Source organism: Neisseria sp. P0008.S004, assembly GCF_051962755.1.
Taxonomy (GTDB): Bacteria; Pseudomonadota; Gammaproteobacteria; order Burkholderiales; family Neisseriaceae; genus Neisseria; species Neisseria subflava_A.
Genome location: NZ_JBQCUZ010000001.1, coordinates 122024 through 141451, shown reverse-complemented (window position 1 = coordinate 141451; position 19428 = coordinate 122024). Strand labels below are relative to the sequence as shown.

At 49.2% G+C, this 19428-nt stretch carries 20 protein-coding genes and 2 tRNA genes; 19 read left to right on the top strand and 3 right to left on the bottom strand.

The annotated features are described in order from the left end of the window. Positions 1-11 precede the first annotated feature (11 nt). From ACTHSW_RS00665 to ACTHSW_RS00655, 3 genes are all read left to right on the top strand, one after another. Entirely contained in the window at positions 12-797 is a 786-nt protein-coding gene (locus tag ACTHSW_RS00665; RefSeq protein ID WP_039864285.1) for a cytochrome c1, read from the top strand. A 214-nt stretch (positions 798-1011) separates the two neighbouring features. Further along, entirely contained in the window at positions 1012-1617 is a 606-nt protein-coding gene (locus ACTHSW_RS00660) for a glutathione S-transferase N-terminal domain-containing protein (protein WP_039861850.1), read from the top strand. An 11-nt stretch (positions 1618-1628) separates the two neighbouring features. Continuing rightward, a complete protein-coding gene (locus ACTHSW_RS00655; protein WP_070459585.1) occupies positions 1629-2033 on the top strand; it encodes a ClpXP protease specificity-enhancing factor in 405 nt (134 codons plus the stop codon). Between the two features lie 140 nt (positions 2034-2173). On the opposite strand, the gene ACTHSW_RS00650 is transcribed toward ACTHSW_RS00655, so the two are convergent. From ACTHSW_RS00650 to ACTHSW_RS00640, 3 genes are all read right to left on the bottom strand, one after another. Continuing rightward, positions 2174-2249, bottom strand: a tRNA-Ala gene (locus tag ACTHSW_RS00650). Positions 2250-2255: 6 nt separating this feature from the next. Further along, positions 2256-2332 (bottom strand) — tRNA-Met (locus tag ACTHSW_RS00645). Between the two features lie 106 nt (positions 2333-2438). Beyond that, positions 2439-3590, bottom strand: a complete 1152-nt coding sequence (locus ACTHSW_RS00640) for a class I SAM-dependent methyltransferase (protein ID WP_070459582.1) — start codon at positions 3588-3590, stop codon at positions 2439-2441. Between the two features lie 401 nt (positions 3591-3991). On the opposite strand from ACTHSW_RS00640, the gene mraZ reads away from it, so the two are divergent. The 16 genes from mraZ to ACTHSW_RS00560 all read left to right on the top strand — a co-directional run bounded on the left by mraZ (position 3992) and on the right by ACTHSW_RS00560 (position 19255). After that, complete coding sequence (gene mraZ / locus ACTHSW_RS00635) at positions 3992-4447, top strand: division/cell wall cluster transcriptional repressor MraZ (RefSeq protein WP_003748265.1); 456 nt, start codon at positions 3992-3994, stop codon at positions 4445-4447. After that, a complete protein-coding gene (rsmH, locus tag ACTHSW_RS00630; protein ID WP_070459580.1) occupies positions 4444-5406 on the top strand; it encodes a 16S rRNA (cytosine(1402)-N(4))-methyltransferase RsmH in 963 nt (320 codons plus the stop codon). Before mraZ ends, rsmH begins: the two co-directional genes overlap by 4 nt. Before the next feature lie 63 nt (positions 5407-5469). Then, the gene (gene ftsL / locus ACTHSW_RS00625; protein WP_003681879.1) at positions 5470-5733 is read left to right on the top strand and encodes a cell division protein FtsL; all 264 of its coding nucleotides are present in this window, start codon (positions 5470-5472) and stop codon (positions 5731-5733) included. 78 nt (positions 5734-5811) lie between these two features. Continuing rightward, positions 5812-7560 (top strand): peptidoglycan D,D-transpeptidase FtsI family protein, encoded by a 1749-nt coding sequence (locus ACTHSW_RS00620; protein ID WP_004518895.1) that lies wholly within the window; start codon positions 5812-5814, stop codon positions 7558-7560. A 26-nt stretch (positions 7561-7586) separates the two neighbouring features. Further along, positions 7587-9065: a UDP-N-acetylmuramoyl-L-alanyl-D-glutamate--2,6-diaminopimelate ligase gene (locus ACTHSW_RS00615; RefSeq protein WP_070459574.1), complete on the top strand. Its 1479-nt coding sequence runs from the start codon at positions 7587-7589 to the stop codon at positions 9063-9065. 180 nt (positions 9066-9245) lie between these two features. Next, entirely contained in the window at positions 9246-9767 is a 522-nt protein-coding gene (locus ACTHSW_RS00610; RefSeq protein ID WP_063069084.1) for a M23 family metallopeptidase, read from the top strand. Between the two features lie 24 nt (positions 9768-9791). Continuing rightward, positions 9792-10646, top strand: a complete 855-nt coding sequence (locus ACTHSW_RS00605; protein WP_070459570.1) for a peptidase — start codon at positions 9792-9794, stop codon at positions 10644-10646. A gap of 21 nt (positions 10647-10667) precedes the next feature. After that, entirely contained in the window at positions 10668-11171 is a 504-nt protein-coding gene (locus ACTHSW_RS00600) for a hypothetical protein (RefSeq protein ID WP_107768706.1), read from the top strand. Further along, on the top strand, positions 11168-12532 hold the full coding sequence (locus ACTHSW_RS00595) for a UDP-N-acetylmuramoyl-tripeptide--D-alanyl-D-alanine ligase (RefSeq protein WP_070459563.1): 1365 nt from the start codon (positions 11168-11170) through the stop codon (positions 12530-12532). Before ACTHSW_RS00600 ends, ACTHSW_RS00595 begins: the two co-directional genes overlap by 4 nt. 15 nt (positions 12533-12547) lie before the next feature. Further along, positions 12548-12697 carry a hypothetical protein gene (locus ACTHSW_RS00590; protein WP_003748282.1) on the top strand — a complete coding sequence of 50 codons (150 nt, stop codon included), beginning with the start codon at positions 12548-12550 and terminating at the stop codon, positions 12695-12697. Between the two features lie 101 nt (positions 12698-12798). Next, positions 12799-13881 carry a phospho-N-acetylmuramoyl-pentapeptide-transferase gene (gene mraY / locus ACTHSW_RS00585; protein WP_003685861.1) on the top strand — a complete coding sequence of 361 codons (1083 nt, stop codon included), beginning with the start codon at positions 12799-12801 and terminating at the stop codon, positions 13879-13881. A 115-nt stretch (positions 13882-13996) separates the two neighbouring features. Beyond that, a complete protein-coding gene (locus ACTHSW_RS00580) occupies positions 13997-14485 on the top strand; it encodes a group II truncated hemoglobin (protein ID WP_440373740.1) in 489 nt (162 codons plus the stop codon). 61 nt (positions 14486-14546) lie between these two features. Beyond that, a complete protein-coding gene (locus ACTHSW_RS00575; protein ID WP_250591738.1) occupies positions 14547-15575 on the top strand; it encodes an SEL1-like repeat protein in 1029 nt (342 codons plus the stop codon). Positions 15576-15661: 86 nt separating this feature from the next. After that, on the top strand, positions 15662-16999 hold the full coding sequence (gene murD / locus ACTHSW_RS00570) for a UDP-N-acetylmuramoyl-L-alanine--D-glutamate ligase (protein ID WP_070459558.1): 1338 nt from the start codon (positions 15662-15664) through the stop codon (positions 16997-16999). A 13-nt stretch (positions 17000-17012) separates the two neighbouring features. Next, positions 17013-17573, top strand: coding sequence for a L,D-transpeptidase family protein (locus tag ACTHSW_RS00565; RefSeq protein WP_070459555.1), 561 nt, complete (start codon positions 17013-17015; stop codon positions 17571-17573). A 203-nt stretch (positions 17574-17776) separates the two neighbouring features. Next, positions 17777-19255 (top strand): amidase, encoded by a 1479-nt coding sequence (locus ACTHSW_RS00560; protein WP_440373739.1) that lies wholly within the window; start codon positions 17777-17779, stop codon positions 19253-19255. Positions 19256-19428: the final 173 nt, after the last annotated feature.

The window sequence follows — 19428 nt, the reverse complement described above, 5'->3', positions numbered from 1 at the left end:
GGGCAGCGAAAATGAAACAAACTCTGAAAAACTGGTTTGCTGCCTTATTGCTGGCAGTGCCTATGAGTGCAGCCGTCGCCAGCGGCGGCGGACACTACGAAAAAGTCGATATCGACCTGCGTGACCAAGTCAGTCTGCAGCACGGTGCGCAAATCTTTACAAACTACTGTTTGTCTTGCCACTCTGCAAGCGGTATGCGCTTCAACCGTCTGAAAGATATTGGTTTGACTGAAGATGAAATCAAGAAAAACCTGATGTTCACAACAGACAACGTTGGTGACGTCATGGTAGCGGCAATGGATCCGAAAGATGCCTCCAAATGGTTGGGTGCGCCTCCTCCGGATTTGACCCTGATTGCGCGTTCTAAAGGTGCAGACTACCTGTACGCCTATATGCGCGGCTTCTATAAAGACCCAACTCGTCCGACCGGTTGGAACAATACTGTTTTGGCCGGTGCGAGTATGCCTCACCCACTGTGGGAACAACAAGGTGTTCAGGCTGTTGAGTTGGATGCCAAAGGTCAGCCTGTTATGATTAAAGACGAGCATGGCAACCTGACTCCTAAGCTGTATTGGGAATCTACCGGTTTGCACAGCCGTCGCCTGCCTAACGGTAAAGTGATCCAAAAAGAGTACGATACTTATGTACGCGACTTGGTGAACTACTTGGTGTACATGGGCGAGCCTGCTCAGTTGCAACGCCACCGCATCGGCTACATGGTTTTGGCATTCCTGTTTGCGGTAATGCTGCCATTGGCTTACTTCCTGAAAAAAGAATTCTGGAAAGACGTTCACTAATTCTTTTGAATCAAAAAGGCAAACCTGTTTCAGGTTTGCCTTTTTTGTTTGTGAAATCAGTTTATGCGGAAATAATGTAAATTTTAAAATTACTTAATATAAACAATGTGATATGTGAAATTTCTGGATTAAGTGTTTGAAATTATGTATAATTCTGTCTGAATTTTTATAAGGCTTAAGGCCGTCTGAAAAGATTTATCAGGAGTAAAAGATTATGATGACATTGTATTCAGGTATTACTTGTCCATTCAGCCAACGTTGCCGTTTTGTGCTGTACGAAAAAGGCATGGATTTTGAAATCAAAGATGTGGACGTGTTCAATAAACCTGAAGACTTGGCTTTGATGAATCCGTATAACCAAGTACCGGTTCTGGTTGAGCGTGATTTGATTTTGCACGAATCAAACATCATCAACGAATACATTGATGAGCGTTTCCCTCATCCTCAGTTGATGCCGGGTGATCCTGTTATGCGCGGTCGCGGCCGTTTGGTGCTGTACCGCATGGAAAAAGAATTGTTCAGCTTGGTGCAAGTGTTGGAAAACCCTGAATCTACCAATAAAGAACAAGCTAAAGCGCGTGAAGCCATTGGCAATGGTTTGACACTGTTGGCACCGTCTTTTACTAAAAACAAATACATCTTGGGCGATGACTTCTCCATGATTGATGTTGCCTTATCTCCACTGTTGTGGCGTTTGGACTATTACGACATCAAACTGGGTAAATCTGCTGCGCCTTTGCTGAAATACGCCGAGCGTATTTTCCAACGCGAAGCCTTTATTGAAGCATTGACGCCGGCTGAAAAAGCCATGCGCCGCTAAAGGACGGATCTATGGCAACTTCAACCAAACCGTATTTGTTGCGTGCTTTGTATGAATGGTGTTTGGATAATAACCAAACACCGCACATCGTAGCTTGGGTAAATGAACATACCCGTGTGCCGATGCAGTATGTGCGCGACAATGAAATTGTTTTAAATATTGGTCCTACCGCCAGTCATAACTTGAATATCGACAACGAATGGGTCAATTTTTCTGCACGCTTTTCCGGCGTAGCGCACGAGATTTGGATTCCGGTCGGTCATATTGTCAGTATATTTGGCCGCGAAAGTGGAGAGGGTATGGGGTTTGAGGTAGAACCATATCAGCCTGCTTCTGTCGAAGCTGCAGCAGCGGAAGATAAAAAAGCTGAATCTACGGAAGAAAAACCGAAAAAAGTATTGAAGCTTGTGAAGTAATTAAAAGATAAAAGGGCGTCTGAAATGTTTCAGACGGCCTTTATTGATTGGGTATTGAAATGGCAAAATTAATGAGCAATTAATTATTAATTAAACCAAACAAAAAAGCTCTTGCGTTTAACAAGAGCTTTTTTGTTTAGTGGTGGAGGTAAGCGGGATCGAACCGCTGACCTCTTGCATGCCATGCAAGCGCTCTACCAACTGAGCTATACCCCCGAAATTTGGTGGCGAATCAGGGACTCGAACCCCGGACACAAGGATTATGATTCCTCTGCTCTAACCGACTGAGCTAATTCGCCGTTTCGTGAAGTCGCTATTATAGTTTTTTTTGAATATTTGGCAAGCGCTAATTTTGCTTTTTTTTATTTCTTATTGTTTTTAAAAAATAAAAAGTAAGTTGTCAGGCTATAGCTTATGGCAAATATCGCCGTGGCTAAAGCCTGTCCAATCAATATCGATGTCTTTGCCAAAAGCGATCACTTTAAAAAGTTCACCCATTTCGTGCTGATGTATCAGTTTCTGTACTGCTGCTGCGGCTTGGATATATTCAACCGAATCCGGGCTGCCGATTTGTGCCAGCAGATCGGTGATGCCGAGATTGAGCAAGAAATAAGATTGGGGCAGGTAGCCGATTAAGTCCAAACCTGATTCCGTGCCGGCGCGTGCGATATCGGTGAAGTTGACGTGCGCAGTCAAATCGGTCAGGCCGATATTGAAAAACGGATCATGGATGGTGTGGTGGCGATAGTGGCCGATAAATGTGCCTTCCTTGCGTTGCGGATGGTAATACTGAGCGGCATCGAAGCCGTAGTCGATAAATATCATGCCGCCGCGCTGCAATTTGGCGGCCAGGGTTTGGATAAAGGCATATTGTGCCGGATGCAGCTCGCTTGTGTATGAGGGAAGGGGAGGGAAGTATAAGGCGGCTGTTTGCGTAAGTTCGGCTTGGGTTAATAGTCTAATGACTTCGATTAGCTCGTCATTCTCTAGGCTAACGCCGATTTGTTGAAACCCTTCATCTTGATAAATCAAGCGTTCCACCGGCATGGCATCCAATACTTCGTTGCCGATGATGATGCCGTCAAAATGTTCGGGCAATGTGGTGAGGTGGATGACTTTGGCGGCTACTTCTGGGGAGGTATGTTCAATAATATATTGGCGTTGTCTCTCTGTAAGTTCTGCCGATAGCTCAATAATATAGTAATGATTCAGGTCGTCTGAAAGGTTTTGCAAGAGTGTAGCAGCGAGATGACCTGTACCTGCACCAAATTCATAGATATTGCCTGCTGTTTGCGGCAGTAATTCGGCAAGTTGTTTGGCAAGGGTTTGTCCGAATAGGGGGGAGAGGGTGGGGGCGGTAATGAAGTCGCCGTCCGTACCAATTTTATGGCTGCCTCCGCTGTAATAGCCGTATTGAGGTGTGTAAAGGGCAAGCTCCATAAAACGGGAGAAGGGTATCCAGTTTTGATGTTGTTCAATTTCGTTTTTTATAAGCTTGGTCAGGTGTGCTGAAGAGGCTTGTGCATCAGGGGAAGGAAGGGGGAGTTGAGGCTTCATGACTGTTAGATAATGTAAAAAAATTGAATTTGTTTGTATATTATAGCTCCTTATGAGAGGGGTGGTAATTGAGTATAAAAATACTATATATAGTATTTTTATACTATGAATAATACTACATATAGTATTTAATGCTAAACGAGACACTTAATAAACCCATATGTCATGCATCATTATATATATAAGATATTGAATTTAAAGTGTTTAGTGTTTTATTTCAGATAAGAAACGGATTTGACCTGATTGCCAAAATTTCTTATAGTGTCGGTTAGTGGGGCATAGTGGGTGAAAGTGGTTACTTTTTCCTAAAAAGTGTTCCGTAGAAGTGAAAACGAAAGATTTTAGAAAGGTGGGATTTTTAATCCCACTCTGTTTTATTTTAATCGAATTTGGGGTGTGATGTGTTTGGCGGTGCTCATGAATTGAGTATGGACAGTAAAGGGCGGTTGGCAATTCCTGCCAAATTCCGCGATATTTTGCTGCGCCGTTATACGCCTGCGATTGTGGTCACACTGGATTCCCGAAAAAAATTATTGATGTACCCCGAGCCCGTTTGGGAAGAAAAAGCCGAGCAGATTTTGAAGTTGAAAGTGGCCGGCAATGAGTCTTTGCAACGGTATCAGAATCTGCTGCTGCACAATGCGGAGATTTTGGAGTGGGACAGCGCCGGACGTGTTTTGATTCCGGCGAATCTGCGTAAACGCGTGGATTTTGAAAAAGAAGTTACTTTGGTTGGCCGTGCAAACCGTATGGAGTTGTGGGGCCGCGAACATTGGGAAGAGGAAATGAATCAGGCTTTGGATATTGATCCTGATGAATTGGCTTTCCAATTGAGTCAAACGGATTTGCAATTGTGAGTAAAGTTGAAAATTATCAGCATGTTACTGTCTTGTTGTATGAGGCGGTGGATGCGTTGGCAATCCGTGAAGACGGGATTTATGTGGACGGTACGTTCGGTAGGGGAGGGCATTCCCGGCTGATTTTGTCGCGTTTGGGTGAGCAGGGTCGTTTGGTTGTTTTTGATAAAGACCCCGAGGCGATTGCGGTAGCTAATGAGCTGGCGGCGCAAGATAAACGTGTCAGTGTCGTACACAATGGTTTTGAAACATTTCAGACGGCCTTGGATGAATTGGGCATCGATAAGATTGACGGTGCGCTTTTTGATTTGGGGATTTCGTCGCCGCAAATTGACGATGGCAGCCGCGGATTCAGTTTCCGCTTTGATGCACCGTTGGATATGCGGATGGATCCGACTCGCGGGATGTCTGCGGCGGAATGGATTGCAACCGCATCCGAACAGGATTTACACGAGGTCATTAAGAATTATGGTGAAGAGCGGTTTAGTCGCCAGATTGCGCGCGCCATTGTTGCGCAACGGGAGGAAAGTCCCATCGATACAACCCGCAAGCTGGCGCAGCTTGTGGCGCAAAACGTCCGTACTCGTGAGCGCGGACAAGACCCTGCAACGCGCACCTTCCAAGCAGTTCGCATCTTTATTAACCGCGAGCTCGAAGAGGTAGAGGCAGTTTTACCGCAGGTTGCAGGCCGTCTGAAAGAGAGTGGGCGCTTGGCTGTCATTGCGTTCCATTCGCTGGAAGACAGAATTGTGAAGCAGTTTATTAAAAAATATTCGCAACATGCGCCATTGCCCCGTTGGGCAGTGGTTAAGGAAGCGGATTTACCTCAGCCGCCTTTGAAGGCTGTGGGCAAAGCAATCAAACCGGATTCGACAGAGACTGAAGCCAATCCGCGTGCGCGCAGTGCAGTTTTGCGTGTGGCGGAGCGAAGCAGTGGCGAATTTTCGGTTATTGAGTAGGGGATGGCGTCTAAACGCTGTCGTAAGAGATAGTCCTGTTGACAGGCCGTCTGAAAGTTTGAGATGGGTAAGTTGAATATTTTATTACTGGTTTTGGTGACGGTCTCAGCCTTTGCCGTAGTGTTTAAGCAAAACCAGTCCCGTTTGCATTTTATCGAGTTGGATAAGGCACAAAAACGGGAAATTCAGTTGGAACAGGATTACGCGCGCCTGAAATTGGAGCAAGCAAGATTGGCAAACCACAAGTTGATTAAAGTGGCGGCCGAAAAGCAACATCTGCTTCCTCCGGGTGCGCATAATACGGCTATGCTGGAACGCAAAAAATAAGAATACAGAGCCTTGCATTGGTGCAAGATTTACGGGATTTGATGGCTCACTGAGCAGCTAAGTCATGAGAAGTTCAACATGTTAATTAAGAACGAATATAAACCTCAAATGCTGTCTGGAACAACAAAAACGAAAAAGCCGCTGACAAGTAACGGGCGAATCGGTTTGGTGCTGGGCGCTGTTGCGCTGGCATTTACCGGTCTGTTGGTACGCGGGGTTTATCTGCAAACCAGTCAGCATGAATTTTTGAAAAATCAGGGCGACCAACGTTTTGTGCGTACGCTTCCGCTGCCGGCATCACGCGGTATGATTACCGACCGCAATGGTGCTACATTGGCTTTGAGTGCGCCTACCGAATCATTGTATGCCATGCCTTCCGGTATGGAGGAAATGCCGACTGACGAGCAGTTGGAAAAATTGTCGGCCATTGCTGATGTGCCTGTTGAAGTTTTGAAAAATAAATTGTCTAAAAAAGACAAAGGCTTTATCTACTTGAAACGTCAACTCAGCTACGAGAAAGCAGAAGAAATCAAAGCATTGGGCATTAAAGGCATTGCATTCCAAAAAGAATTGAAACGCCATTACCCGATGGGCAATCTGTTTGCGCATGTTATCGGTTTTACCAATATCGACGGCAAAGGTCAGGAGGGCTTGGAGCTTTCTCGTGAAGACAGCCTGCGCGGTGAAGATGGCGCGAAAGTCGTATTGCGCGACAACAAAGGCAACATCGTAGACAGCCTCGACTCTCCGCGCAACAGCGTGCCTAAAAACGGCCAAGACATGATTTTGTCTTTGGATCAGCGTATTCAAACGCTGGCTTATGACGAGTTAAACAAAGCGGTGGCTTATCACAAAGCCAAAGCAGGTACTGTTGTGGTATTGGATGCGCAAACCGGCGAGATTTTGGCTTTGGTCAACAGCCCGGCTTACGATCCGAATCAACCGGGTCAAGCCAATAGCGAACAGCGCCGCAACCGCGCTGTAACCGACATGATTGAACCAGGTTCTGCCATGAAGCCGTTTACCATTGCCAAAGCATTGGATTCAGGCAAAGTGGATGCAACCGATACGTTCAATACCCTGCCGTACAAAATCGGTCCGGCTACCGTACAAGATACCCACGTTTATCCTACTTTGGATGTGCGCGGCATCATGCAAAAATCTTCCAACGTCGGTACCAGTAAACTTTCTGCCATGTTTACGCCTAAAGAAATGTACGATTTCTATCACGATTTAGGTGTGGGCGTGCGCATGCATTCAGGCTTTCCTGGTGAGACTGCAGGTTTGTTGAGAAGCTGGCGCAGATGGCAAAAAATCGAACAGGCAACCATGTCTTTCGGTTATGGCCTGCAATTGAGCCTGTTGCAATTGGCGCGTGCCTATACTGTCTTGACCCATGATGGCGAATTGTTGCCGGTCAGCTTTGAAAAACAAGCGGTTGCCCCTAAAGGCAAGCGCGTCATCAAAGCCTCTACTGCGAAAAAAGTGCGCGAGTTGATGGTTTCCGTTACTGAAGCCGGCGGTACCGGTACTGCAGGTGCGGTAGATGGTTTCGACGTAGGTGCGAAAACCGGTACGGCGCGCAAACTGGTCAATGGCCGCTATGTGGACAACAAACACGTCGGTACGTTCATCGGTTTTGCTCCGGCTAAAAATCCACGCGTGATTGTGGCCGTTACCATCGACGAACCGACTGCCAACGGCTATTACGGCGGCGTGGTTGCCGGTCCCGTATTCAAAGAAGTCATGAGCGGAAGCTTGAACATCTTGGGCGTTTCCCCGACCAAGCCTTTAAGTAATACCGCTACTGTCAAAGTACCGTCATAATCCAAACAATCAAAGAGATATTGTTTATGTTCAGCAAGTTAACCCCCTTGGCTGAAACCAACTTTCCGCCTCTGCTGTGTGAAAACGCAGCAGGGCGTTTGTTGCATTCAGACAGCCGACAAATTAAACAGGGTGACATTTTCGTTGCCTGTCAGGGTGAATATACAGACGGCCGCAGCTATATTCCTGCCGCCATTGTCAACGGTGCCACCTTTGTTTTTTGGGATGATGACGGCAAATTCACATGGAATCCCGAATGGAACGTTCCCAATCAAGGCATTAAAGATCTGAAACATCGCGCCGGTATGTTGGCGGCACAGGTTTACGGCAATGTTTCAGACGGCCTTAAAGTTTGGGGCGTAACCGGTACCAACGGCAAAACCTCTATCACACAATGGCTGGCGCAAGCTGCTGATCTGTTGGGCGAAAAAACCACTATTATCGGCACAGTCGGCAACGGCTTTTGGGGCGCATTGGAAGAGACCACGCATACCACGCCTGCCCCTGTCGATGTCCAAACTCTGCTCTACCGCTTCCGTCAGCAAGGCGCAACAGCCGCTGCGATGGAAGTTTCCAGTCACGGCCTTGACCAATCGCGCGTCAACGGCGTGCCATTCCGCAGCGCAATCTTCACTAATCTTACCCGTGACCACCTCGACTATCACGGCACCATGGAAGCCTATGGCGCCATCAAATCGCGCCTGTTCTACTGGCATGGTCTGCAACACGCCATCATCAATGTTGATGACGAATACGGTGCGGAACTCGTAGGCCGTCTGAAAAAAGGCTGTCCCGATTTAGCCGTTTACGGCTATGGTTTCAGCGAGCAAGCCGATATCCGCATTACCGATTTCACCGCTTCTTCAGACGGCATGGAAGCCGTATTCCAAACCCCGTGGGGCGAAGGAAAATGCCGTACCCGTCTGCTCGGACGGTTCAACGCGCAAAACCTCGCCGCCTGCGTTGCCTTGCTATGTGCCAACGGTTACCCACTCAATAACGTTTTGGAAGTACTGGCAAAAATCCGTCCTGCTTCAGGCCGCATGGATTGCATTATGAACAGCGGCAAACCTTTGGTCGTCGTCGATTACGCCCACACGCCCGATGCATTGGAAAAAGCACTCTCCACTTTGCAGGAAATCAAACCGCAGGGCGCGGCTTTGTGGTGCGTATTTGGCTGCGGCGGTAACCGAGATCGTGGCAAACGCCCCTTGATGGGCGCAGCAGCCGTACAGGGTGCGGATAAAGTCGTCGTAACCAGCGACAATCCACGCTTGGAAAATCCGCAAGAAATCATCAACGATATTTTGCCTGCCGTACCTAATCCTGAACGCGTCGAGGTTGATCGCGCTGTTGCCATCTGTTATGCGGTTGAACAAGCCGCTGCGAACGACATCATTCTGATTGCCGGTAAAGGGCATGAAAACTATCAGGATGTACAAGGCGTGAAGCACCATTTCTCCGATTTTGAAATCGCAGAAAAAGCATTGGCAGAGCGCGGTTAAGCCATATCGCAAATATTCAGACGGCCCGAAACCTCAAGGCCGTCTGAAAAAGATTTAAGCATATACAATAAAAGCAACACGACACACGCATTACGGCACGTCAGCCATTAAACCCATCACAGTTGTTTGTTTCAGAGGATTTTTTAACAAGGCCGTCTGAACAATAAGGAGACCGATTTGATGCTGAAAATGCCGATAAAAACCTTATTAATCAGTGCAGCCGTAGTTTTATTCGCAGGCTGTACAACCAAACAACTTCCGCGTCCTACTGCCGAAATCGAGCAGTTGAGGGCGCAACAGCCTCCTGCCGAGCAAAGCCTGCCCAATCCTGTTAAAGGCAAACGTTTTGACGACACTTGGGGCGCGGCGCGCAGTCAGGGGCGCAGGCATGAAGGTGTGGATATCTTTGCTAAGAAAAACACGCCGATACGCAGTACTACGCCCGGTATCGTCACCAAAATCGGGCGCAACCGATTGGGCGGTAAAGTTATCGGTATCCAAGGGCCGGGTGCGTGGCATTACTATGCCCACCTCAATAAATTTGCCCGTATCCGCCTGTATGAACGAGTAAAAGAAGGGCAGGTCATCGGCTATGTCGGTAAAACCGGCAACGCCAGAACCACACCGGCCCACCTGCATTATGGCGTGTATCTACCCAGCGGCGCAGTGAATCCGTATCCGCTGATTAATCAGAACAGATAGGCCGTCTGAACAAGATTTGAGAGTATGAACGCAAAGAAATTGGTTAAGGCAACGAATATCGTCGGTATGGTGGCAGTTGTGCTGCTGGTGTACTGGGTATTTGTTCTGACTCTATCCAATGTTTTCGGGCTTAAGGTGTTCCGCGAATACATTACGGAAATTTTCCTGATGAGTATTTTGGGGATTTTTGCTGTAATGGCGGGTGCCTTGATACTGAACATCATGCTGAATTTGACCCGTATTGCCGAGCGAGGACAAGAGGAAGAAAGCAAAGGTGGCCGGAAAACCTTATATTTGTTGTTGGCCGTATTTCCCGTTTTGGCCGCTTTGCTATTTGGCGGAAATTATCTGACGGTTCAGAAAAAACGTCAGATTTTGACTCAATCGCTAGAGCGCATCGTCAAGGACAATCCGTCGCAAATCAACGCATTGGCAGATTATCGTTTTGATTTTGCGTATATTAAAAAAGCAGCGTTAATCCTTGAGCTGATGTCGAAGGAAGATTCTGCCTTTAAAGCAGCTACGGTGATTGTGCCGGATACAATAGGTAATAAACAGGTTTATTTGGCTTTCTCAGCCGATTCCTATTTAAGTGGGATTGATGAGCAGGCGCCCAATGCTCAGGGAGGAGGCGATGATAATGATTTTGTCGTTACTCGGAATGGCAATAAAGAAACAATCAGCAAAACGCAATATCTTTATGCTCCGAATTTGAGCGAGCGTGAATACTTGCAAAGAATATTTGCCGGACAAATAAATGAAATACGTTATGAGGCAAAAGACGGTAATTACAGCCTTTGCCACCCCTACCGACAAAACGGTAAAACCATTGTATTGTGTTTTTCTGATTACCAGCAGTACGGGAAAATCGGCAGTTGATAAGAGAAAGTGATTTATAGTATGAAAAGTTGGTTTTCCAATACATTTCCTGAATATAAAAAATTGCCCAAAAGCGGCAAATTTATGGCATGGCTGACTTTGGTGCAGGGCGTGGTTTGGTTGATTCTGGCATCAATTCAGAGTGTGCAAGGACTGATTAACAACATAGCATGGGCTGTGTTTTTTGGGATTTTACTTTTCATTTTGGGTGTGTTGGCGCTGTCTGCAGCATGGAATGCGTTTAAATTCCGTGAAGTCGGTTTTAAGAGAATGACATATGTGTACATACCATGCTTATTGCAGATTGCTTTTGCAAGCGATGTATTTTCTTTTGTATTTTATATAGATAGTGTATTGAAACTATGGTTCAGCCTTACGGTAAATAAGCTTTCTGTCGGTGTAAATTTTGCCGCTATTCTTTTTATTGTGCTGGCAGGACGTAATTATCGTCATTTAAAAATGGTTTCCCAAAATACGGATAAAAATGTGGAGCCGTTAGAACAAGGACAAGAAACACAATTATGAAACCACTAGACCTAAATTTCATCTGCCAAACGCTCGGCCTTCCGATGCCGTCTGAAAATCAACCCGTTTCGCGCATCGTAACCGACAGCCGTGATATTCAGGAAGGCGATGTATTTTTCGCGCTTGCCGGTGAGCGTTTTGACGCTCATGACTTTGTTGAAGATGTGTTGGCAGCGGGGGCAACGGCAGTTTTGGTTTCGCACGAAGATTGTGCGGCTTTGAAAGGCGCGTTGAAGGTTGACGATACGCTTGCGGCTTTGCAAAAACTGGCGAAGGCGTGGCGTGAAAATGTGAATCCGTTTGTCTTCGGTATTACCGGCTCTTCCGGCAAAACGACGGTTAAAGAGATGTTGGCCGGCGTATTGCGTCATCGATTCGGTGATGAAGCTGTGTTGGCGACTGCCGGCAATTTCAACAACCATATCGGCTTGCCGCTGACTTTGTTGAAACTGAACGAAAAACATCGTTATGCCGTCATTGAAATGGGCATGAACCATTTTGGCGAGTTGTCTTTGTTGACACGAATCGCCGGTCCGAATGTTGCTTTGGTCAATAACGCTTTGCGCGCGCATGTCGGTTGTGGTTTTGATGGTGTCGGCGATATTGCTAAAGCTAAAAGTGAAATCTACGAAGGTTTGCTTTCAGACGGCATTGCGCTGATTCCGTGTGAAGATGCCAATATCGCTACATTTGAAGCTGCTACTGCGCAATTGAACGCTCAGACTTTCGGCGTTGCCAGTGGCGATGTCCATGCAGAAAATATTGAGTTGAAACCGTTGTTCTGCGAATTTGATTTGGTGCGTGGCAATGAACGTGTTGCCGTGGTGTTGCCAGTCCCCGGCCGACACAATGTGCATAATGCCGTAGCGGCGGCTGCTCTGGCTTTGGCGGCAGATTTGAGTCTTGCCGAAGTTTCAGACGGCCTGAAAAATTTCAGTAATATCAAAGGCCGTCTGAATATCAAGCAAGGCATTAAAGGCGCGACTTTGATTGACGATACTTATAATGCCAACCCCGACAGCATGAAAGCTGCCATTGATGTGCTCGCCGCTATGCCTGCGCCGCGTATTTTTGTGATGGGCGATATGGGCGAATTGGGCGAGGACGAAGCCGCTGCCATGCACGCCGAAGTTGGCGCGTATGCACGGGATAAAGGCATCGAGGCCGCATATTTTGTCGGCGACAACAGCGTTGAAGCAGCGGAAACGTTTGGCGCGGAAGGTTTGTGGTTTGCTGACAAAGATCCGCTGATTCAAGTGTTGAGGCACGACTTGCCTGAACGCGCCACCGTATTGGTCAAGGGCTCGCGCTTTATGAAGATGGAAGAAGTGGTCGAGGCATTGGCAACAACAACTGCGTAAAAGGCCGTCTGAAATATGAAAAAGATTTTACTATTGGCTGGTTTGCTGATTGCCGCGTTTTATGCCGGAATGAAAGTACAGGCATTTATTTATGAAGATACCTGCTTGGATTTGGGCGGCGGAAAGAATCCTGGAAACTATCCGATTTGCGTGGTAGAGAAATAATCTTACTCAACAAGGCCGTCTGCAATTTCAGATGGCATACCGATTTATTTTTAATTGGGCAATAAGCCCGCTGTAACAACAAAAACAAAAAAGGAAGCCCCATGTTTTTATGGCTCGCACATTTCAGTAACTGGTTAACCGGTCTGAATATTTTTCAATACACCACATTTCGTGCCGTAATGGCCGCGCTGACTGCGCTGGTATTTTCATTATTGTTGGGTCCGTGGACCATCCGCAAGCTGACTGCGCTTAAAGTCGGCCAAGCCGTCCGTACCGACGGCCCTCAAACCCACCTGATCAAAAACGGTACGCCAACCATGGGCGGCTCGCTGATTTTGACTGCCATTACCGTATCCACAATCTTGTGGGGCAACTGGGCAAATCCTTATATCTGGATTCTCTTAGGCGTCTTGCTTGCTACCGGTGCACTCGGTTTTTACGACGACTGGCGCAAAGTGGTTTATAAAGACCCTAACGGCGTGTCTGCCAAATTCAAAATGGTGTGGCAGTCCAGCGTTGCCATCATTGCCGGTTTGGCATTGTTCTACCTTGCGACAAACTCTGCCAACAATATCCTGATTGTTCCCTTCTTCAAACAAGTTGCCTTGCCGCTTGGCGTAGTCGGCTTCTTGGTATTGTCCTACTTGACTATCGTCGGTACATCCAATGCCGTTAACCTGACCGACGGTTTGGACGGCTTGGCCGCATTCCCCGTTGTACTTGTCGCCGCCGGCCTTGCCATCTTTGCTTATGCCAGTGGACACTCCCAATTTGCCCAATACCTGCAATTGCCTTACGTTGCCGGCGCAAACGAAGTGGTGATTTTCTGTACCGCCATGTGTGGTGCGTGCCTCGGCTTTTTGTGGTTTAACGCCTATCCGGCACAAGTCTTTATGGGCGACGTCGGCGCGCTCGCGCTTGGTGCGGCGCTCGGTACCGTTGCCGTCATCATCCGCCAAGAATTTGTCCTCGTCATCATGGGCGGCCTGTTTGTTGTTGAAGCCATTTCCGTTATGTTGCAAGTCGGTTGGTACAAACGCACCAAAAAACGCATCTTCCTGATGGCGCCGATTCATCATCATTACGAACAAAAAGGCTGGAAAGAAACCCAAGTCGTCGTCCGTTTCTGGATTATCACCATCGTCTTGGTGTTAATCGGCTTGAGTACCCTCAAAATCCGCTAAATCTCCAAAGGCCGTCTGAAACTTTCAGACGGCCATTATGTAAGGTAAGCATGCTTGCCTGAATCCTACGTCTCAAAATAAATCCCGTAATAATCCACACAGAAAGTCCCCAAACATGTACCAATCTTTTGGTGGTGCAACCGGCATCCGCACCCTGACCGACCGTTTCTACGACTTGATGGAACTCGAACCGCAATACCGCGCCCTGCGCCAGATGCACGGCGAAGACATGACCCTGATACGCGAAAAGCTCTACGAATTTTTTAGCGGCTGGCTCGGGGGACCGCAACTTTTTGTCGAAAAATACGGCCATCCTCAACTGCGCGCCCGCCATATGCCTTTTGCCGTCAACGTACAAGTCCGCAACGAATGGATCGCCTGCTTTGCCCAAGCCATGAGCGAACTGGACATCGACAAAGTACTTGCTGAGCCGGTGTTAATCCAAGTTTTTGCCATGGCAGATTGGTGCCGTAACCAAAACGAAGACGGTATCGAACCGCCTATGCCGCTGATGGCGGTTGACCCATGGGTGCGCGCACCGGAATTGCAGCAGATTTTGAGTAGCTACGGTGTAAATAGCTTTTTTAAGGAATTTGCTGGCTAAAGGCCGTCTGAAACTTCTTGGATAAAACAGAAACAATAATTTGAAAGAAATGGATTTTAGAATGAATAAATTATTAAAAAAAATGATGGTAGCCCTGTTATCTTTTGGCTTGGCGCAGGCAGTTTGGGCGGATAATATGCCGAATTTTCAGAAAACGCTTCAAGCTGCGAAGCAAGGGAATGTCGATGCCCAATATAATTTGGGCGTGATGTATGCCATCGGGCAAGGCGTCCCTCAAGACGATGCACAGGCAGTGCAGTGGTATCGGCAGGCTGCAGAACAAGGGGATGCCCAAGCCCAAAGTAATTTGGGTCTGATGTATTACAAAGGTGAAGGCGTCCGTCAAGACTATGCCGAAGCGTTCAGATGGTATCGTAAGGCAGCGGAGCAGGGATTAGTCCAAGCACAATATAATTTGGGTGATATGTATAACCAAGGGCGAGGCGTCCGTCAAGACTATGCCGAAGCGTTCAGATGGTATCGTAAGGCAGCGGAGCAGGGATTAGTCCAAGCCCAAACCGATTTGGGCAATGGGTATGCACAAGGGCAAGGCGTCCGTCAAGACTATGCACAGGCGGTGCAGTGGTATCGCAAGGCGGCAGAACAAGGGTATGCTGGTGCCCAAGTTAATTTGGGCCTGATGTATGAACAAGGGCAAGGCGTCCGTCAAGACTATGCACAGGCGGTGCAGTGGTATCGCAAGGCGGCAGAACAAGGGTATGCTGGTGCCCAAGTTAATTTGGGCCTGATGTATGAACAAGGGCAAGGCGTCCGTCAAGACTATGCACAGGCAGTGCAGTGGTATCGTAGGGCTGCAGAACAAGGGAATGCCGATGCCCAAGTTAATTTGGGTCTGATGTATGCCAACGGGCAAGGAGTCCGTCAAGACTATACACAGGCGGTGCAGTGGTGTCGTAGGGCTGCAGAACAAGGGCATGCTGGTGCCCAATTCAATTTGGGTGTGATGTATGCCGAAGGACGCGGCGTGCGCCAAGACCTTGCGCTCGCTCAAGAATGGTTTGGTAAGGCTTGTCAAAACGGAGACCAAGACGGCTGCGACATTTACCAACGCCTGAAGGCGGGTTATTGAACAGCTCGCGATGCCGTCTGAAAGCGGCTTGAGCAGGAGCGGACATCCCCCCTGCACAATATGATTTGTTTTAGGACAAAACCAAAATGACTTTTCAAAACAAAAAAATCCTCGTCGCCGGACTTGGCGGCACGGGTATTTCCATGATTGCCTACCTGCGTAAAAACGGCGCGGAGGTTGCCGCGTATGATGCGGAGCTGAAACCGGAGCGCGTGTCGCAAATCGGTAAGATGTTTGACGGGCTGGTGTTTTACACGGGTCGTTTGAAAGATGCGCTGGACAACGGTTTCGATATTCTGGCGCTCAGCCCCGGCATCAGCGAGCGGCAGCCGGATATTGAGGCGTTCAAGCAAAACGGTGGACGTGTGTTGGGCGATATCGAATTGTTGGCGGACATTGTGAACCGCCGTGGCGACAAGGTGATTGCGATTACCGGCAGCAACGGTAAAACCACGGTAACGAGCCTGGTCGGCTATCTCTGCATCAAGTGTGGTCTGGATACCGTTATCGCGGGCAATATCGGCACGCCGGTTTTGGAGGCGGAATTGCAGCGTGAAGGCAAAAAGGCGGACGTGTGGGTGTTGGAGCTTTCCAGCTTCCAACTGGAAAACACTGAAAGCCTGCACCCGATGGCGGCGACGGTGCTGAACATTTCTGAAGACCATCTCGACCGCTACGACGACTTGCTCGACTATGCGCATACCAAGGACAAGATTTTCCGTGGCGATGGCGTGCAGGTTTTGAATGCGGATGATGCGTTCTGCCGCGCAATGAAACGCGCCGGGCGCGAGGTGAAATGGTTTTCGTTGGAACACGAAGCCGATTTTTGGTTGGAACGCGAGACAGGCCGCCTGAAACAAGGCAATGAAGATTTGATTTCTACGCAAGACATTCCGTTGCAAGGCTTGCACAACGCCGCCAACGTTATGGCTGCCGTGGCTTTGTGCGAGGCTATCGGTTTGCCGCGCGAAGCATTGCTCGAACACGTTAAAACCTTCCAAGGCTTGCCGCACCGCGTCGAAAAAATCGGCGAGAAAAACGGCGTGGTGTTTATCGACGACAGCAAAGGCACGAACGTCGGCGCGACCGCCGCCGCGATTGCCGGTTTGCAAAATCCGCTCTTCGTGATTTTGGGCGGCATGGGCAAAGGGCAGGATTTCACGCCCCTGCGCGACGCGCTTGCCGGCAAGGTAAAAGGCGTGTTCCTGATCGGCGTCGATGCGCCGCAAATCCGCCGCGATTTGGACGGCTGCGGTCTGAATATGACCGACTGCGCCACTTTGGAAGAAGCGGTTCAGACGGCATATGCCCAAGCCGAAGCGGGCGATATCGTGTTGCTTAGCCCGGCTTGTGCGAGCTTCGATATGTTCAAAGGCTATGCGCACCGTTCGGAAGTGTTTATCGAGGCGTTCAAAGCTTTGTAAGGCCGTCTGAAAGATGAAAGTGGGTTTGAAGATCGGCTTGGCGGCAGTCGTGTTTTCGGCTGTCGCTGCTTTGGTGTTTTGGTTTGCCGCGCCGATTCGTTCCACGATAACCGTTGCCATGCCAAGCGAAGCGCCGTTGCCTGAAGATGCGGTTATCGACAGATTGGTCGTACATAAAAGCAAACGCACCATGTCGGCGTACTCGCAAGGCAGGTTGCTGAAAACCTATCCCATTTCGTTGGGCAAGCAACCGGTCGGGCATAAACAGTTTGAAGGCGACGGCAAAACGCCCGAAGGGAAATACCGCATTAATGAGCGTAATCCCAATAGCGGCTACCATAAAAATCTCGGCGTTTCCTATCCCAATGAAGCCGACAAAGCCTACGCTGCGGCACAAGGCAAAAGCCCGGGCGGGCTGATTAAAATCCACGGCATGAAAAACGGCTGGGGTTTTATCGGTAAAAAACACCTGCAAAAAGACTGGACCAACGGCTGCATCGCGGTAACGGACGAGGAAATCGACGAACTCTACCGCAGCGTGAAACACAATGCGGAAATTGAGATTCTGCCGTAAACCTTGTGCGCTATTGCCTCAAAGGTCGTCTGAAAACGTCAAGGCGGTTTCAGACGACCTTTTTGCAGCAACGATAAATTTGTTCTTTTCCTTTAACCCGTGTTACTGTTTCTTAAAGTTTGCCTATGCGGGCAAACGGCGAGGCGGCGGGCAGCCATGCCTGACCGAAAAAACGTGTGTTCATCAATCCGAAAGGAAAACCCATGAATTTTCAAGACTACATCCGTTACGATGCCGTCGGTTTGGCAGAGCTGATCCGCAAAAAAGAAGTGTCCGCCGATGAAGTGTTGCAGGCTGCTTTAAACCGCTTGGACGAAGTTAATCCCAAGCTCAATCTGTTGGCGCATGATTTGCGCGAACGCGCGGCGGCATGGCAGGGGTCGTCTGAAAATGCCGATACGCCGCTGGAGGGCGTACCGTTTTTGCTCAAAGACCTGCTGGCGGATTGGGAAGGTGCGCCGACATGGTCGGGTTCGCGCATGATGCAGCATTACATTGCCAAACAAAACAGCGATTTGACCCAAGCCTATCTCGATGCTGGGCTGCGCGTGTTCGGCAAAACCACCACGCCCGAATGGGGCGCGTATCCTGTTACCGAAACCGAAATTTACGGCATCACGCGCAATCCGTGGCATTTGGATTACACCGCGGGCGGCAGCAGCGGCGGTGCAGCGGCGGCAGTGGCTTCGGGCGTCGTACCCGCAGCGCACGGCAGCGACGGCGGCGGCTCCATCCGCTTACCCGCGCACAACTGCGGCGTGTTCGGGCTGAAACCCACGCGCGGTCGCAGCAGTTACGCGCCGAACGCATCGGAGGCATGGCAAGGCTTGGTATGCGACCATGTGTTGACCCGCAGCGTGCGTGACAGCGCGGTTTTGCTGGACATCGCCGCCCAAACCCAAGCCCGCGCCCTGTATGCTTGCCCGCCGCCGCCCGAAAACGGTTTTGCAGGCAGCCTGAAACAAGAAACAGGTCGTCTGAAAATAGCTTTTTGGAAACAGGCATGGTTTGGCGGCGGCAACGACGAAGGCACGGAAGCCGCGTTCGCCCATAGTTTGAAACTGATACAAGACGCGGGACACGAATTGGAAGAAGCCACGCCCGATTTTGCGCCGCCTGAACAGCTCAACCGAGCCGCCCGCATCATCGTCATGGGCGAAACGGCAAAACTGTTCTACCAATATCAATACGAAACCGGACAAAAACTGCCGCACCGCCTGCTTGAGCCGACAACGTGGGCAATGATTGTGCAGGGTCGGCAAATCAGTGCGGGCGAAATGGCATGGGCGCGCGACGTGATGCTGGCGCAGGAACGTGCCGCCAAAGCATTTTTCACACGCTACGACGTGTTAATGACGCCCGTCTGCCCGCGCACCACGCCGAAAATCGGCGAGATGATGCCGCCGCCCGCCGCACAAAAAGCCATGCGCCTGCTGTTTGGCACGCTGCGCTTGGGTTTTCTGTTGAAAAACAACCCGTTTTTAGAAAAAGAAGCCGCCGCCGCGCTGCAATACGTCGGTTATACGTCGCCGCTGAACATGAGCGTGTCGCTTTACCGGCATAACGAGCTGCCCGTCGGTACTCAGTTTGCCGCCGCTCACGGACGCGAAGACACGCTGCTCCGCCTTGCAGCGCAGTTGGAACAGATACAGCCGTGGGTGGAAATACCGCAGTTGGCTTAGGGTTTGTATTGGATAAAAAGTAGCCTATTTTTCTGAAGAAAAAATTTATACAAGGCCGTCTGAGAACATAAAAGCGTTTTCAGACGGCCTTTTGCCGGTATCAAAGGGTAGGGGAGGGCGCAAAGAACGTCGGAATCCGGCATCTTTAAAGATTCTGAATTGTTGGTTTGGAA